Annotated in this window: 17 protein-coding genes and 2 pseudogenes; 8 read left to right on the top strand and 11 right to left on the bottom strand. The window is 55.1% G+C overall.

The window, feature by feature from the left end; all coding sequences use genetic code 11:
- Both AB1A64_RS22110 and AB1A64_RS22105 read left to right on the top strand, forming a co-directional pair.
- Positions 1-127 (top strand): annotated as a pseudogene (locus AB1A64_RS22110) (bifunctional methylenetetrahydrofolate dehydrogenase/methenyltetrahydrofolate cyclohydrolase); the annotation flags it as partial.
- Between the two features lie 170 nt (positions 128-297).
- Complete coding sequence (locus AB1A64_RS22105) at positions 298-606, top strand: hypothetical protein (RefSeq protein WP_366554299.1); 309 nt, start codon at positions 298-300, stop codon at positions 604-606.
- Here AB1A64_RS22105 and AB1A64_RS22100 read toward each other — a convergent pair.
- Positions 591-1,433 carry a DMT family transporter gene (locus AB1A64_RS22100; protein ID WP_366554297.1) on the bottom strand — a complete coding sequence of 281 codons (843 nt, stop codon included), beginning with the start codon at positions 1,431-1,433 and terminating at the stop codon, positions 591-593. The genes AB1A64_RS22105 and AB1A64_RS22100 overlap by 16 nt on opposite strands.
- A 141-nt stretch (positions 1,434-1,574) precedes the next feature.
- Between AB1A64_RS22100 and AB1A64_RS22095 the strand changes: the two genes are divergently transcribed.
- Positions 1,575-2,009 (top strand): group II truncated hemoglobin, encoded by a 435-nt coding sequence (locus AB1A64_RS22095; RefSeq protein WP_170352105.1) that lies wholly within the window; start codon positions 1,575-1,577, stop codon positions 2,007-2,009.
- A 10-nt stretch (positions 2,010-2,019) separates the two neighbouring features.
- Here the strand turns inward: AB1A64_RS22095 and AB1A64_RS22090 are convergent, their stop codons facing one another.
- From AB1A64_RS22090 to AB1A64_RS22060, 7 genes are all read right to left on the bottom strand, one after another.
- Positions 2,020-2,730, bottom strand: a complete 711-nt coding sequence (locus AB1A64_RS22090) for a type 1 glutamine amidotransferase (RefSeq protein ID WP_366554295.1) — start codon at positions 2,728-2,730, stop codon at positions 2,020-2,022.
- A gap of 64 nt (positions 2,731-2,794) precedes the next feature.
- Entirely contained in the window at positions 2,795-4,123 is a 1,329-nt protein-coding gene (gene glnT, locus AB1A64_RS22085) for a type III glutamate--ammonia ligase (protein ID WP_366554293.1), read from the bottom strand.
- Between the two features lie 80 nt (positions 4,124-4,203).
- On the bottom strand, positions 4,204-5,532 hold the full coding sequence (locus AB1A64_RS22080) for an FMN-binding glutamate synthase family protein (protein ID WP_112297217.1): 1,329 nt from the start codon (positions 5,530-5,532) through the stop codon (positions 4,204-4,206).
- A 20-nt stretch (positions 5,533-5,552) separates the two neighbouring features.
- Positions 5,553-6,236: a protein GlxC gene (locus AB1A64_RS22075; RefSeq protein WP_366554291.1), complete on the bottom strand. Its 684-nt coding sequence runs from the start codon at positions 6,234-6,236 to the stop codon at positions 5,553-5,555.
- A 1-nt stretch (position 6,237) separates the two neighbouring features.
- The gene (locus AB1A64_RS22070; protein WP_366554289.1) at positions 6,238-7,167 is read right to left on the bottom strand and encodes a glutamine amidotransferase family protein; all 930 of its coding nucleotides are present in this window, start codon (positions 7,165-7,167) and stop codon (positions 6,238-6,240) included.
- A 146-nt stretch (positions 7,168-7,313) separates the two neighbouring features.
- Complete coding sequence (locus AB1A64_RS22065) at positions 7,314-7,529, bottom strand: hypothetical protein (protein ID WP_010437786.1); 216 nt, start codon at positions 7,527-7,529, stop codon at positions 7,314-7,316.
- A gap of 11 nt (positions 7,530-7,540) precedes the next feature.
- Positions 7,541-8,914: an ammonium transporter gene (locus AB1A64_RS22060; protein ID WP_366554287.1), complete on the bottom strand. Its 1,374-nt coding sequence runs from the start codon at positions 8,912-8,914 to the stop codon at positions 7,541-7,543.
- A 342-nt stretch (positions 8,915-9,256) separates the two neighbouring features.
- Here AB1A64_RS22060 and AB1A64_RS22055 point away from each other — a divergent pair, with 342 nt between their 5' ends.
- From AB1A64_RS22055 to AB1A64_RS22035, 5 genes are read left to right on the top strand one after another with little or no spacing between them, the layout of a single operon-like run.
- Positions 9,257-10,402, top strand: a complete 1,146-nt coding sequence (locus AB1A64_RS22055; RefSeq protein ID WP_366554285.1) for an aminomethyltransferase family protein — start codon at positions 9,257-9,259, stop codon at positions 10,400-10,402.
- 55 nt (positions 10,403-10,457) lie between these two features.
- Positions 10,458-11,054, top strand: coding sequence for a dimethylamine monooxygenase subunit DmmA family protein (locus tag AB1A64_RS22050; RefSeq protein WP_366554283.1), 597 nt, complete (start codon positions 10,458-10,460; stop codon positions 11,052-11,054).
- Positions 11,051-12,013 carry a PDR/VanB family oxidoreductase gene (locus tag AB1A64_RS22045; protein ID WP_366554281.1) on the top strand — a complete coding sequence of 321 codons (963 nt, stop codon included), beginning with the start codon at positions 11,051-11,053 and terminating at the stop codon, positions 12,011-12,013. The genes AB1A64_RS22050 and AB1A64_RS22045 overlap by 4 nt, the downstream gene beginning before the upstream one ends.
- Positions 12,014-12,026: 13 nt before the next feature.
- Complete coding sequence (locus tag AB1A64_RS22040) at positions 12,027-13,094, top strand: DUF3445 domain-containing protein (protein WP_366554279.1); 1,068 nt, start codon at positions 12,027-12,029, stop codon at positions 13,092-13,094.
- Between the two features lie 28 nt (positions 13,095-13,122).
- On the top strand, positions 13,123-13,620 hold the full coding sequence (locus tag AB1A64_RS22035; RefSeq protein WP_366554301.1) for a GNAT family N-acetyltransferase: 498 nt from the start codon (positions 13,123-13,125) through the stop codon (positions 13,618-13,620).
- Here AB1A64_RS22035 and AB1A64_RS22030 read toward each other — a convergent pair.
- From AB1A64_RS22030 to AB1A64_RS22020, 3 genes and pseudogenes are all read right to left on the bottom strand, one after another.
- Positions 13,598-14,254, bottom strand: coding sequence for an XRE family transcriptional regulator (locus AB1A64_RS22030; protein ID WP_366554277.1), 657 nt, complete (start codon positions 14,252-14,254; stop codon positions 13,598-13,600). The two genes, AB1A64_RS22035 and AB1A64_RS22030, sit on opposite strands and share 23 nt — an antisense overlap.
- Before the next feature lie 596 nt (positions 14,255-14,850).
- Entirely contained in the window at positions 14,851-16,134 is a 1,284-nt protein-coding gene (locus tag AB1A64_RS22025) for a DUF4147 domain-containing protein (protein ID WP_366554275.1), read from the bottom strand.
- 7 nt (positions 16,135-16,141) lie between these two features.
- Positions 16,142-16,278: pseudogene (locus AB1A64_RS22020) on the bottom strand (CoA ester lyase); the annotation flags it as partial.

Genomic DNA, 16,278 nt, shown 5'->3' with positions numbered 1-16,278 from the left:
CGCCGGTGCGATCACACCCGTGCCCGGCGGCGTAGGCCCGATGACCATCGCCTGCCTGCTGGCCAACACGCTGACCGCCTGCTGCCGCGCAAATGCCTTGCCAGAGCCCGAAGGCCTGACGGCTTGAGATTTGCTGCCGTTCTTCGCTCAGGCGGTAGCAAGTCGGCCAGTTCCAAAGTGCTACAATATTGGCGTTTGGCGGGCCGCGCCACACGTATGGTGATTGTATCAATTGGCCACTCTTCTACGAATGTTACACGCGTCCGCGCTTTGATAACCCGCGCGGCACAAACGGACATGGCACTGGATCAGCAATTCTGGGGCAAAGATATGTCGCAGGACGAATGTCGAACTCAGATCAAGCAACTGAACGGGGCGGCGGATGTCTATGCTGTCCTGCTTTTACCTGATGTACCTGCGCATATTGACGTACTCAACCTGCGAAGTGAATTACAGGGACACAAAGACCTCATTCGCCCCGGGGCATGGCATTATCCCGGACCCGTTCGTCCGGGCGATGTTGATTGCATACTGAACAGTGCGATTGCTGCCCATCAGGCCCATAGGGTTGCGTTGGATAAGGGAGATGCTCAGATCGCGAGGTAGCCGATTCCCGCAAAAGCGATGATGCATCCAAGCCATTGAACAAAAGCCATTTCCTCTCGCAAAATTGCCCAAGCCAAAACAACGGTCAACAACCCGAAGATCGAGGCTGCAACAGACGCATATTGGGCATTAGGCAACCCACCGGCAGACACGACGCATAGAATCGCCACCGCATCGAGCGCACCCATTAGGCACAACAGGGGCAGGGCGCGTGTGCCCGGCCAAAGCGACTTGCGAGATGCAACGGCGATTGCTGCCAGCACAGGGATAGCGGTTAGACGGCCAATCAGTGATACAGTGAACTCGTCGCCCAGTTCGGCTGCATATTGACCCAAAGCGAACGTTGCAGCGAACCCGATTGCAGCAAGTATGGAAAAGGCAATCGTCGGCCCGGCGGCAGGGTATTCCGTACTGTCGTCCGATTGGGTCGATACAATGGACACGCCGACACCAATGGCAATGATCGCCAGCCAATGCCAGATGCTGACCTCGGAACCGCGCCATATCGCAAGTGAGACAGACAAGACCGGATAGCTGGCGACAAGCGGAGCGACCAAACGTACAGGCCCGCGCTGAAACGCAGCATACATGCTGAGGCCAGCCAGTAAGTAGAAGCCGCCCGCTACAACCGCGTATGACACGGCCTTGGCGGACATGGTGGCGAATCCAACCCAGATTGCCACAAGACCGAACTGTAACAGCGCCCCTGCAACCAGCACGGCCATCAATGCGGCAATGACACTGACGGACTGGCTGACATATCGCACGGCAAGATCGTGAAAACCCCAGCACAATGCTGCCAGCAGTCCCAGTGCAAGGGCACTCATCCGGCCGCCTCGCGTAACTGGGAATGCCCGGAAATTTCGTATTCTTCTCTCGATATCAACCGCGCCAACATGTCACTGGTGATAAACTTATTTTCCTGATATGCAATAATTATTGACAGCGGCAGCTCGGAGAAGAGACCTATGTCATCGGCTTTGGATCAACTCGGTGGCGAAGAAAAGCTGCGGACTCTTGTCGAGCGGTTCTACGACCGAATGGAGACCGACCCGGCGGTGCATTCGCTGCACAGGCTACATTTTCGCGGTCATGGGTTATCTCATACAAGACAGGCGCAGTTCGAATTCCTGAGCGGGTTTTTGGGCGGTCGTGCATATTATCGTGAGCGATTTGGTCATATGGACTTGCGAGAAATCCACGCGCATGTGCCGATACGTGAAGCGGATGCCGAGCTTTGGCTGGAAACTTTTGACGCCGCGTTGGCAGATTGCGAGATGGACGGTCCAGTGGTGGACAAAATGCGCACAACATTGCGCCGCGCTGCGCTGATGCTTGTCAACGATGTCCCCGATTGGAGGGTTGAAGCAGACAGCGAAAAGAACCTTGAGGTTCCCGGTTGATCGCGTGTGATCAGATCTGTCGCAATCTGTTATAGATACTGGATGTTATCTTGAATTGTTCTTCAACTATTTTGTCGCTGTCAGAAACCATTTCCCACGCTGCATCTGCAGAGCCAAGCCAATCAACAGCGCATTGATGGTTGGCGGGGTCGCCCATCCACGATTGGATCGTGCCCTGAACAAGTTCGGGGTGAAATTGTACGCTCCACGCACAGTCCGAAACCCGCAATGCCTGAACAGCACAGGCATCAGATTGTGCCAGAATTGATGAGTCGGCTGGCAGATCAACAGCTTCAACTCCATGCCATTGAAGCACCCGGAATTGATGAGGCAAGAGCTCGAACAGCGGATCACCCCGCGTGTTATCAGTCAGATTGATGGAATGCACACCGATCTCGGGCTTTTGCATGCGTGCGCATTTCCCACCTAGCGCGTCAACCAAAAGTTGGTGGCCCAGACAAATACCAAAATAAGGACGTTTGAAGTCTTGAACCCAAGTCCTGATTGCTTGCTTCTCACGCACAAGCCATGGGTTAGCTTCGATTTCCCAGACGTCCATCGGACCGCCAAGAACAAGAAGTAAATCAAATTCGTCGAGCTGCGGGATCGGTTGACCATCATAGAGATGCACAATACTGGCCGTATCACCGCATGACGAAATGTGCTCCAGAAACGCTCCGGGGTTTTCGCCCGGCGTATGCTGGAAAATCAGTATGTTCACGAGGTGCGGGTCTCCGTCTGACCGAAGGGGTGGGGCAGCAGAATGTCTGCAGCCCCTGATTTGTCTAAATGTCGAGTGTGTGGTCTTTTTCCCAGCGTGAGAAATGACTGACGAAGGAGTTCCATTCCTGGTGTTTCATTTTGAGGAATGCGCTTGAGAATTCCTGACCCATCATGGCTTTCAGCTCAGTATCGTTATCGTATTCACGCAGCCCGTCGAGCATGTTCAGCGGCAATTTGGGGGCATCGGTGACGGTGTGGCCTTCGGCATACATGTCAATGTCCCAACGCCGTCCTGGATCGGCCTTCGAGCGGATGCCGGACAGGCCCGCGGCGATGATGACCGCTTGCAGCAGATAGGGGTTGGTGGCCCCGTCGGCCAGACGCAACTCGAAACGGCCTGGGCCTGGAACTCGGACCATGTGGGTGCGGTTGTTCCCCGTCCAGGTCACGGTATTGGGAGCCCAGGTCGCGCCCGACATTGTGCGCGGCGCGTTGATGCGCTTGTAGCTGTTCACGGTCGGGTTGGTGATCGCGGCCAGCGCACTTGCATGTTTCATGATCCCGCCCAGGAAGTACTTGCCCTGTTCACCCAGCCCAACCTCGCCAGTGGGACCGTTGCCTTCACCGGCAAAGACGTTCGTTTTGGCCTCTGTCCCAGGGGCATCCCAGACCGAGATATGGGCGTGGCAACCATTACCAGTCAGACCTTCTACAGGCTTGGGCATGAAAGTAGCGCGGAAGCCGTGTTTTTCGGCCACCGACTTTGTCATGAACTTGAAGAAGGAGTGCTTGTCCGCGGTGCGCAAGGCATCGTCGAACTCCCAGTTCATTTCGAACTGGCCATTGGCGTCTTCGTGGTCGTTCTGATAGGGTCCCCAGCCCAATTCCAGCATGTAGTCGCAGATCTCGCGCACCACGTCGTAGCGGCGCATCACTGCCTGCTGATCATAGCAAGGTTTTTCGGCGGTATCGAACGGATCGCTGATTTGCTCGCCATCAGGGGTCAACAGGAAGAACTCGGCCTCGATGCCGGTCTTGACATGCATACCCATTTCGGCGGCCTCGCCGATCAGTCGTCGCAACACGTTGCGTGGTGCCTGGGCGACGTCCTTGCCTTCCATCACACAGTTGCCAGCAACCCAAGCAACCTCGGGCTTCCAGGGTAGCTGGATCACCGACGACGGGTCCGGCACCGCCAGCATATCAGGATGCGCCGGGGTCATGTCCAGCCAGGTAGCAAACCCGGCAAAACCCGCGCCATCTTCTTGCATGTCGGCTATCGCCTGTGCGGGCACTAGCTTAGCCCGCTGCCCACCGAACAGGTCGGTGAAAGAGATCATGAAGTATTTGACGCCTTTTTCTTTTGCGAAAGCTGCGAGATCTGTCGTCACGATGGCTTTCCTTTCCCTGTTGTTTTTCGTTGTTCAAATGCAAAACGCGGCCCTTGTCAGAGAGCCGCGCAACTATTTTTTCAGAACCCTTCTTTGCCCGGGTACCAGCTGGTACCGGCCAATGGCACCCGTGCCATCGCGGCTGCCTCCATGGTCAAGGCGCATAGGTCTTCGGGTTCGAGGTTGTGCAAGTGGTTGTGACCACAGGCCCGCGCGATGGTCTGCGCCTCAAGCGTCATAACCTTGAGATAGTTGCGCAGACGGCGTCCGGCCTCAACCGGGTTCAGACGGGCGGCAAGATCGGGATCTTGCGTAGTGATACCTGCCGGGTCCTGACCTTCGTGCCAGTCGTCATAGGCTCCGGTAGTAGTGCCCAGCTTCTGATACTCGGCTTCCCATTTCGGATCGTTGTCGCCAAGCGCCACCAGCGCGGCGGTGCCAATGGCCACTGCATCTGCACCAAGCGCCAAAGCTTTGGCAACATCGGCTCCGGTGCGGATTCCGCCCGAGATCACCAGCTGAACCTCGCGATGCACTCCCAGATCCTGCAGCGCCTGCACGGCAGGGCGAATGCACGATAGCGTCGGTAGACCCACATGTTCTATAAAGACGTCCTGGGTCGCGGCTGTACCGCCCTGCATCCCGTCCATCACCACCACATCGGCACCGGCCTTTACCGCCAATGCCGTATCGTAATAGGGGCGGGTCGCGCCAACCTTGACATAGATCGGCACCTGCCAGTCTGTAATCTCACGCAATTCGAGGATCTTGATTTCCAGATCATCCGGGCCGGTCCAATCAGGATGGCGACAGGCCGAGCGCTGGTCGATACCCTTGGGCAAGGTGCGCATTTCGGCCACACGGTCGCTAATCTTCTGTCCCAGCAGCATACCGCCGCCACCGGGTTTGGCGCCCTGACCGACCACAATCTCGATCGCATCGGCCTTGCGCAGGTCGTTTGGGTTCATGCCATAACGCGAGGGCAAATACTGATAGACCAGCTTGCTAGAGTGACCGCGTTCCTCGGGCGTCATGCCGCCGTCACCGGTGGTGGTTGACGTGCCAGCTGCCGATGCGCCCCGGCCCAAGGCTTCTTTCGCCGGGCCAGAGAGCGCGCCAAAGCTCATGCCCGCAATGGTGATAGGAATGTCCAGTTCGATCGGCTTCTTGGCAAAGCGCGTGCCCAGCGTTACCGAGGTGTCGCAGCGTTCGCGATAGCCTTCCAACGGATATCGTGACACCGACGCGCCCAGAAACAGCAAGTCGTCAAAATGCGGTACCTTGCGCTTGGCACCGCCACCGCGGATGTCATATATACCCGTGGCTGCGGCGCGGCGGATTTCCGCGTTGATCGGGTTGGTGAATGTCGCCGACTGGATCGGCAGGGTGCGGGGGATCTGATCGTCCATATCTTTCATACCCTTTATCCTCAGTAAGCGGCGGCGTTATCGACGTCGAAATTGTAAAGCTGACGGGCCGAACCATAGCGTTTGAATTCTTCCGGACTGGCATCCGCGCCTGCGCGACCCAGCAGGTCCTTCAGAATCTCCAGGTGTTCGGGGCGCATCTCTTTCTCGACGCAGTCAGCGCCGAGACTTTTGACCGAGCCGCGCACGAACAGTCGAGCCTCATAGAGCGAGTCCCCAAGCGCGTCGCCTGCATCACCACAGACCACAAGGTTCCCGGCCTGTGCCATGAAGGCGGACATATGGCCGATATTGCCGTGCACCACGATGTCGATGCCTTTCATCGAAATCCCGCAACGCGAGCTGGCATTGCCCTTAATCACCAGCAGACCGCCATGACCCGTGGCCCCGGCATACTGGCTGGCATCGCCATCGACGATCACCTCACCGGACATCATGTTCTCGGCCACGCCGGGCCCGACCGAGCCTTCAACCTTGACCGTCGCCTGCTGGTTCATGCCGGCGCAGTAGTAGCCGGTGGACCCCTTGACTGTCACCTCGATGGGCGCGTCCAGCCCGACGGCAATCGCGTGGCTGCCCTTGGGGTTCACAACCTCCCAGCTGGTTTGGTTCGTCTCGGTGGATTGCGATTGCAGCGTTGCGTTCAGCCCGCGCAGGCCGTTTGCTTCAAGATCATAGGTCTGCATGTCAGGCGGCCTTTTCCGTCGTTGTCGGGCTGTCGTTGTGGGACCAGAAGTAAACCGTTGCCGGTTCCGGCTCCCAGACGCGGGCGTCTTCAATGCCGGGCAGGTTCACAAGCGCCCGATATTCGCTGCCAAAGGCCACGTATTGATCGGTCTCGGCCATTACTGCCGGTTTGCAGGCGATCGGATCGCGGACCACACCGAACCCATCCTTGGTGCCGACGACAAAGGTGAAGAAGCCATCCAGATCCTCGAGGCTGCTTTCCAGCGCCTCACCCAAGGTGGCCCCGTTCATCATCTTCCAGGTCAGATAGGCGGCTCCGACCTCGGTATCGTTTTCGGTTTGGATCACCACTCCTTCGCGACGCAGTTTGCGGCGAAGCGAGTTGTGGTTTGACAGCGAGCCGTTGTGAACCAAACACTGATCGGGCCCGGTGTTGAACGGGTGGGCACCCATCGTCGTGACCGCAGACTCCGTTGCCATGCGGGTATGACCAATGCCATGCGTGCCGCTCATGCTGCTGATGTCAAAGCGCGCGGCCACGTTTTTGGGGAGGCCAACTTCCTTGTAGATCTCCAGCATCTCACCCCGGCTCATGATCCGGACCGAAGGCCGGATTTCTGCCAACGCGGCCCGTGCCGCTTCAAACTGCCCGGCCGGAACGTCCAGCACAGTGTGCGTGTCATTATCAGTCTGGCTTACAACCGTGCCCAGGTGCTGCCCCAGCTCTTCGGCTAGACCGGCAAAGTCGTCCTTGGGATTGGGCGACTGCAGTGTCACCTTGGTCTTACCACCTGATTCCTTGCCATAAATCGCAATCCCCGCGCTGTCGGGGCCGCGATCCGTCATCGTGATCAGCATGTCTGTCAGCATATTGCCCAGTTGGGGCGCAAGAGACTGGTCTTTGAGGAATAATCCAACAATTCCGCACATGGCTGGCAGATCTCCTTGTGTGTTTCGCTATGATTCTACGGTACCAACAATTCAAACGGACATCAATAATCATAGGAAAGAATTTTTCCTGTGAGGCAATGGGCAAGAATTTAGATTTACGCCCATTGCCAGCTTTCAAAGCCGGATCAGTATCGTTCCAGCTGTGCTTTCACTTTTTCTTCATCGCCGGTGTGGCGAGCCTTTTCGAGGTGTTCACCTTCTCGGACAAATTGAATGCGATGCCAGCCGATCCAGAATACGACGCCCACAATGACCATCAGAACTTCGTAACCTTGGAAGGGATAGATTGGTCCGACTTCGGCCAGATCCACAGCCCAACTTGTATATCCGTTTGTAGACATGTTTTTCTCCCTTACTTAGCTGCTACGCCACGGGCAGCCAGTTCCTCTTTGTCGGCTGCAATTATCGCGGCTTTGGCGTCTTCGTAGGCATGGTGTTCAGCGTAATCGAGACCCTGAAGCTCAACTTCTTCCGGGATGCGCAGAACACCAGCGGCTGATTGAATTTTCGCCAGAATCCAACCTGGCAAGAAGCCAAGAACAAAGAACATGATGATAGCACCAGTGATTTGACCGACCGGGTTAATCGTCGCGTAGCCTTCATATGGAGAAGAAGGCACACCCCAGAGGACAAAGCCCGAAATCACCAAGCCAACGAACCCTGCGTAGCCATGCACGGCGACAGCCCCAACGGCATCATCCAGCTTGAACCGACGCTCAACCCAATAGTGCAGTTTGTAAACGATCACGACGCCGATAGCGGCAATGATCATTGCCTGGATCGGGTGATATAGATCGTTACCTGCCGAGGCGGTGATTATTCCGGCCAGACCGCCCGAGAATGTCCAGAAGGCGTCGCCTTTGGAAACCACATACGCTGCCATCAACCCGCCGGACAGCGACATCAGGAAGTTGAAGGTAATCGCGGAAAGCGTGGTTGGGGCCAGATAGATGTTGGTTGCGGTCCATGTAACCCCGACAATTTGACCGTCGATTGCCTCAGGCGAGATCGCGGGAACGTTACATGCGGCGTAGAAGCCCCAGAAACCGGTGTAGATAAGGAATATCCCGATCGTCAGCAGCCATGGATTGTGCGGCGGAATATCCCGCGGCGTACCGTCTTTGGCGAATTTACCCAGGCGTGGACCCAAGACCATGATCACGCCAAGCGCGTAACCACCTGCAATCGCGTGGATAACGCCGGAAGCATAGGCATCATGGTATCCAAGAAGGCGTACCATCCAGCCACCATAGTGCCAGCCCCATGCTGCGTCTATGATCCACCAGACAGAACCAATCATCACAGCATGGACCCAAAGGGCTGAAGATCTGATCCGCTCAATTACAGAACCTGAAACGATCGAGGCCGCCGTCCACGAGAACAGCAAGAACGCGGCCCAGAAGACGCCGGTGATTCTGTCACCCAAATTGGTCGCCATCGTATCAGCCCAGGGCAGATTGGCAGCGCCCGCTTCGGCATCCAGTCCGCCCCAGAACGGAAAGTTCGGAAAGGCCCAGTAAATCCACCACCCAAAGAAGAAGAACGTGACCGTTACCAGCGGGATGATCATTATGTTTTTCATCAATGTGTGCATATGGTTGCGAGCACGGCTGGCGCCGACCTCGTACATGCAAAAGCCCACATGGATCAGGAACATGAATACGACCGTTACCCAGTAATAGAACTCGGTAAAGACCGTCGTTAGTGCATTTAGATTACCATCCACTTCGTAGTCTCCCTGTTGTTGCAGCAGGAGGTCTTTCTGCGAAGAATTTCCTGCTGGGAATATTTATCTACTCAGGGGACAATTTCATTAGCCACCTGTCAATAGATATGTGGGGCAAACATCTTTTAGGCATTTGGTTCATGCACTTTCAGACCCGTCGAAATTCAACCCATGGCTTTGATAAATAACCACTTATGTCATTCTCGGTAATTTGTATTAGGGTACACAAATTGCAGTCTAATATTCCCAACAGGAAAAAAATCTGCACATGGGTGTTGATTTTCAACCTGACATCGGCCTCAATAAGGTCAACAAAAAAGCAATCAACGGGAGAGCTGAACAATGGCCATTCTTTGGAGGACGTCCGCCCTTGCGCAGCGCCATGCCGAGATCGGCGGCGAGCTTGAGGACTGGAACGGCATGGGAACCGCATGGTTCTATGACCATAGCCCGGAACGCGCCAAAGCGGACTACGAAGCCATCCGCACCAAGGCGGGTCTGATGGATGTGTCGGGTCTGAAAAAGGTTCACGTGGTTGGCGAAGATGCGGCTTACGTCATTGACCGCGTTACCACGAGGAATGTGGAAAAGATCATGCCGGGCAGGTCGACTTATGCGTCGATCCTGAATCCCGAGGGCAAGTTTGTTGACGATTGCATCATCTATCGCCTGTCGGTGAACACGTGGCTTGTTGTGCATGGCACGGGAACAGGGATGGAGCAGCTAACGTCAGTGGCGGCAGGCAAAAACTGTTCGGTCATCTTTGACGACGACATGCACGACATGTCTTTGCAAGGACCGGTTGCGGTGGATTTCCTGGCCAAGCACATTCCCGGAATTCGTGATCTGGCCTATTTTGGCATCATGCAAACAAAGCTCTATGGGTGCCCGGTGATGATTTCGCGCACAGGCTACACCGGTGAGCGTGGGTATGAGATTTTCTGTCAGGCCAAGCATGCGGTGCACCTGTGGGACAACATCCTGGCCGAAGGCAAGGACATAGGCATTGTTCCGGTCCAGTTCTCGACACTCGATCTGCTGAGAACCGAAAGCTACCTTCTGTTTTATCCAGGCGACAATTCGGAAACCTATCCGTTCGACGATGAAACATGCGGCGATACGCTTTGGGAACTGGGCTTGGAATTTACGGTCTCACCGGGCAAAACCGGCTTTATCGGTGCCGAGAACCACTACGCCTCGCAAGGTAAAGAGCGGTTCAAAATCTACGGCGTCAAACTGGACGGTACCACTCCGGCAGATGAGGGTGCGGACCTACTGCGAAACGGCGAAAAGGTCGGTGTGGTTACCTTTGGCATGTACTCTGAAATCAACAATCACAATGTAGGTATTGCGCGGATGCCAGTTGACTGCGCGTCGCCGGGTACAAGGCTGACGGTCCGCAATGGCGACGGAACCGAGATTGCGGCTACAGCTGAAGAGATGCCGTTCTACGACAGGGACAAGGCCATCCGAACCGCAAAGGGCTGATACTCAGGGGGCGCGACGATAAATTCGTGGCGCTCTTTTCTTTTTTGAGGGCACAATGTCAAAGTTCGAATTTCCCAAGTCAATCGCAAGCCGCCCGGTCTGGGGCACGCTAGAGGTTCGCTCAGGTGAACATCATCTTATGATCGCCGAGGCCGAAGGGGCCGAAGCAGTAATTGACATAGCGACACCCGATCTGATGGCTAAAACCCATCTGATCTACATCCCGAAAGGCACAGATTTTTCGGACAGGCTGCAGGCGCTAAATCCCGCGCAATTCTACGAAGGCCCGTCCTATGCGGCCGCGCTGCCTCGTATTCGCCGCGTTCTCGAGGACGCGCATATGGGGCTACAAGTCTATCTGACCGGCACCGAAGGCATGATGGGTCAGGCCATGAACGAAGTTATGGCCGTCGGCCTGCCGCACACTGCGATTCAAACTGAACATCGCGGTTCCGTTGCACGCCGGATGCAATGTGTACATTGCAAAGGTGTCACCGAAGATGTCGAGATCGATCCGTTTGTTTGCGCGCACTGTGGTCTCAACCTGTTTGTACGCGACCACTATTCCCGCCGCCTTGCCGCCTATCAAGGCGTCCGAGTTGATGCCGAGGACCATGGCAACGTGCCCGTGCCGAAGGGGATCTACGAATGAGTGGTGCAGAGAAAATTCAGGTCAAAGTGACCGAAATTACCCCGCTGAACGAATTGGTGACGCGATTCCGGTTTGAACGCGTTGACGGCAGACAGTTGCCAACCTTTTCGGGCGGTGCACATACCGTGGTCGAAATGCAGGATGGCGGCATCACGCGGCTAAACCCTTATTCCCTGATGTCCGATCCGTTCGATCAATCGTCCTATACGATCTCGGTTCGGCGCGACGATCAGGGCAGGGGAGGGTCGTTGTTCATGCACCGTCAGGTCAAGCTGGGCGACGAGATGACCATCAGCTACCCGGTCAACCTATTCTCGCTTGATTTGCGGGCCCGCAAACACCTGTTTCTGGCCGGTGGTATTGGGATCACTCCATTTCTGGCGCAGATCAAACAGCTAGAACTGCTGCATGGTCATTGGGAACTGCACTATGCGTGCCGCAATCAGGCGCTAGCATCTTATGCGGATCAACTGACAGACAGGCATCCAAACGAAACGCATCTGTACTATGACGATCAGAATCAGGCGATTGATCTGGAAAACCTTCTCAGCGGGCAACCCCTGGGCACACATGTCTATGTCTGCGGACCCAAGGGTATGATCGATTGGGTGCGCAATACTGCCGCCGCCGAAGGCTGGCCCGAAGATTGCGTGCATTACGAAGAGTTCTTGGCGCCTCAGCCCGGCAAACCATTCGAAGTGCGTCTGGCGTCTTCCGACAGGGTCATTCATGTGGGTGAAAACGAAAGCCTTCTGGAGGCTATCGAACGCGAAGGTGTCGACGCCCCGTATCTGTGCCGTGGCGGGGCCTGTGGCCAATGCGAAACCGTTGTGTTGGATCACGACGGCAATTTTGTTCATCGCGATCACTGGCTGACTGACGAAGAAAAGGCAGCAGGCAAGAAGATCATGCCCTGCGTATCGCGTTTCGAGGGCAAGTCCCTCGTGCTGGACCGCTGAGAGGAGGCCCAACATGACCATTCAATTCAACGACGAGTCCTTCCGCGACGACTATACGTTCCATAACTCTGAATGGGCGATCAAACGTTTTCCGTTTCCGTTCCACGAAGACAGCTACATGTATTCGGTCAACATGGAGCAGCATAGGGGCGGGCCCGAGGGCTCGGTCTATGAGATGCGGTTTGATGTGGACGAACATTACGTGTCCGAGATGAAAGACCGTGCGATCGTTCTTGATCAGGACCCGCTGCGTTGTCAGTCATTGCCGCACATGACCTTGGCTGGCTGGGACTTGCTGGAACTGATCATGGTCAGCAAATCCGAAGACTATCCGGACCTGTTCGAGCTGCATCGCAACGGCAATCAGTGGCGATGGATTAACAAGCCGTTAGGAATAGATCACAGCTTTACCTTCATGGATGAAACCACGCTGCCTTACGGGCCGATGGAGTACATTACTCGTCAGGCGCAAGGCGATTTCGCAGTGCTGGATCAGCGGGACGAGATGCTGTGGATGGACGCTGGTATGGTCACGACCCAGGCCGATTGGAGTCTGGACTTTGATATTGGCATGAACTTTTTCGAATGGCATGCACCGGTTCCAAAAGCCCATGAGATGGGGATTTTCAAGCGTGCGCTGAAGTTTCTGTTGAACATTCAACAGGGTGCTCCGGCGCGCCGATTGAACTGGACCATGACAGTGAACCCGCTGCTGGATACCAGCCCGGAAAACTATCACAAATGGGGCATCCAGAAGACAACGCTGACACCCGAAAACATAGCCCAAAAACAGCATCTTCGGGTCGAGTTGCAAACATTCTTCCGATTGCCGCGATCAAACGCACTAGTATTTCCAATCCGGTGTTATCTTTGCAGTTTTCAAGATTTGATGACAGTGCCGAAATGGGGTCGTCGCCTGCACCGTGTTGTTCGCGACCTTCCGGTTGAACTCGCCACCTACAAGGGGTTTATCGACAACCGGCCAATGATGTTGGACTACCTTAGTCAGTTTGACGATGGATTACCGACCTCTCCCGGTGTGTGGCCGGATCTGGAAACAGAGCCGCCTTTGTCAAAGTAAGCGATCATCTTGACGTGTTTTGGCTCATATGACTGATGCAGGCAAAACACCTTGGCTCATTCAGCCCGATGAATTCGCATTGTATGACGCGCTTGCACTGCTTCGCGCGTCATTTCGGTATATGGATGCCCGAATTAACCCTCCTTCGTCTATCCACAATCTAACAGTGGAAGGAATGCAGGCGCATTGTAGGGGTGGTGGTGAAATTTGGGCCATAGGCCAACCGCTATTCGCGTGCATGTTTTTGACGCCCAAAGCCAACAGCTTGTACCTTGGAAAGCTGGCGGTGAAGGAAGGAATGCGAGGGCAGGGTATCTGCCGCACTTTGGTAGATCACGCTGCAAGTCGTGCAGCAGAACTTGGTCTATCAGCGTTGGAACTGGAAACGCGCGTGGAACTCACTGAAAACCACCGTGTGTTTTCAAGGCTTGGATTTACAATCGTAAGTACCGGCAGCCACGACGGCTATGACAGACCCACGGATTTCTTGTTACGCAAGCCGATCAGTTTGTCTGCGGATAGCTGATCACTGAAATGTAGCGTGCTGGCAGGTTCACCAACCGTTCAGGTCCATGCGGCGCGTCGGCATCAAAGAACAAGGTGTCACCCGGTTTCAGGGGGTATATCTTGTCACCGTGTCGGTAATCTACCTCGCCCTCAAGCATGTAGATCGTCTCGATTCCGCCATGTTGAAATGTTGGGAACACGTCGGATTCAACAGTCAGGGTGATCAGGTAAGGCTCTACGATTACGCCAGAACCGTTGGCACCAATATGCCCCAACAAGTTATATTGATGGTTGGCGCGTGTTCCTTCGCGCTCCAACTCGACGCCTTCACCGGCTTTGGTATGAACCGCCTCGCGACGTTCTTCAAACTGTCTAAAAAAGCTTGTCAGAGGAACCGATAGCGCATCAGCAAGCGATTGGAGAGTCGTCAGGGAAGGCGATGTGTTACCGTTTTCAATCTTGGACAACATACCAATCGACAATCCAGTCAGCTGAGCCAATTCCGCAACCGTAGTATTCTGCTGTTTGCGAAAAGCACGAACCTCGCGACCAATGGCAACTTCAAGAACTTTTTCTCTGTCACCCGAGCGAACAGAATGCGGGTCCTGTGTCAGATTTGTCGCCATTTCTTTGTCGTTTTTTTTCAATTTCATTCTTTCAATGTCTTGCTACACTTGTCCAAACGGGTTCTGCAAGAAGACGAGCTGCTTTACCCAATCCAATTCGGACTACCATAGCATCATATTTTCCTGTTAGTAAAATAATCATGCTGACAGAAAAATACTAGAAATCGAATTCCAATAGTTTTAAGGCTTTCCGAAAGAATGCCTACTCTCGGCCATAAATCCATTGCGGATAGCAATCGAGAATACACTGAATCCGGATTCGTGGTCGTCCATAAGTCTGATTGTTCTCGCTGAACGCAGCCATTTCACAATCAAATAGCGGGAAAGAGCCAAACATTGCTATCGGTCTACAGGCCGGCGACAGCGGTTCGTACTACCCGCTTGACCACTCGGATGCCTGTTTGCGCTCCGGCAATTAATCGCGTCGCATCAACTATCCGAGTTCACCAATTCGCAGCCTTTGGCGCTTGAAACTCCACCACTTGCTCAGCTTGAAATTCGAACATCAGGATTTCTTTGTTGACCCGAAGTATACGTCACGACGCCTCTTCACCATTGATCACTTTAAAACCCAGAGATCGCTTAAAACGGATCTAAAGATTTGCCGATTTTTTCGCCCGCTTTCACGCGTTAGATCCAAACAACAAAATCTGAATGTCGGCAACATTGGTTCCGGTTGCTCCGGTCATCAGAAGATCACCCGATAGCGTCAAAGCCTTATGACTGTCGTTACTTGCCAGCAAGACAGCAGGGTCATGTCCTGACGTGCGGATTCGGGTGAGCGTCCCTGCATCCACTATCGCGCCAGCTGCCGGGGTCGGACCATCGCGGCCATCCGTACCACCGCTAAGAAAAACCCAGTTGCCGGGTATCATGCGCTCATGCGCCAATTGGGCGACGCGCAATGCCAATTCCTGGTTGCGTCCGCCGCATCCCGTTCCTTTCAAGCGTACAGTCGTTTCGCCACCAAACAGCATGGCGGTTGGGCAGTCAAAAGTGGAAGACATGGCTGCCTGGAATATCTGTTCGGCCGCATCGGACACGTCTCCAATCAACGCGTCGGACACAATTTCAGCCCTGCATATCTGCGTCGTACAGCGAAACGCGGCTTCAAGGCTAATTCTGTTCGACCCAATCAAGTTATTTGTCGCCTCAACTGCTATGGAATGTTCAGGAATACTCTTCTCTAGGTGGGCACGGGCGGCTTTTGGTAACCGGTGCCAGATCCCGGCCTCGATACAGGTCCTGCGGGCGTCCGCGTGGCTGCCGATCGGTGAAGCGGTTGGTCCGCTGGCTACGGCCTGAAGGTCATCACCGATGACATCCGATAGGATATACGCCGTGATCGGGGCAGGTGAGCCGTGCCGCAAAAAACCACCGCCTTTGAGTTGGCTCAGGTGCTGACGCACAAGGTTCATCCGAATGATGTCCAGCCCGGAAGACAGCAAAACCTCATTGACCGCGATTTTGTCCGAAAGGGTCAAACCATCAACAGGCGCGGGGACCAAGGCCGACCCCCCGCCAGAGATCAGTGCAATGATCTGATCCTGCTTACGTGCTGCGCTGAGCAATGCGATAATCTGTCTCCCGGCTTTCAAACCGCGTTCGTCGGGTATGGGGTGCCCGCTAGTCAATACCGTCGCGCCGGGGACTTCACACAGGTTGTCGCTATGGGTTACGATCAGGGCGACGTGATCGCCCTGAACATGCTGCAATGCCTCCGCCATCATGGCAGGGGCAGCCTTCCCAATTGCGATCAGGATGCTGCGCCCACCCTGTTCTGGTGATGGCAAAGGGTCTGATTGCAACCGTTGGTGCAGGGACTTCGCTGGATCTGCCGCAGCGACGGCTTCGGCAAAGATGGCGGCGGCGGTATCGCGCAGCGATATGGACGATTGCACAGTCATCAATTGCTCAAGCTGCTGCGATTTGGCCTGCTTTTTCGACCAGCACTTCGGCCTGACGGATCGAGGCATAGTCGATCAGACGGCCATCCAGAGACACAGCGCCTTTGCCCGCCGATTCAGCTTCGGCCATGGCGACAAGAATGC

It is taken from the genome of Ruegeria sp. ANG10, from assembly GCF_040705255.1.
In the GTDB taxonomy this organism is placed as follows: Bacteria; Pseudomonadota; Alphaproteobacteria; order Rhodobacterales; family Rhodobacteraceae; genus Ruegeria.
The sequence above is the reverse complement of the archived record's forward strand: the minus strand, read 5'-3'. Positions and strand labels throughout refer to the sequence as shown.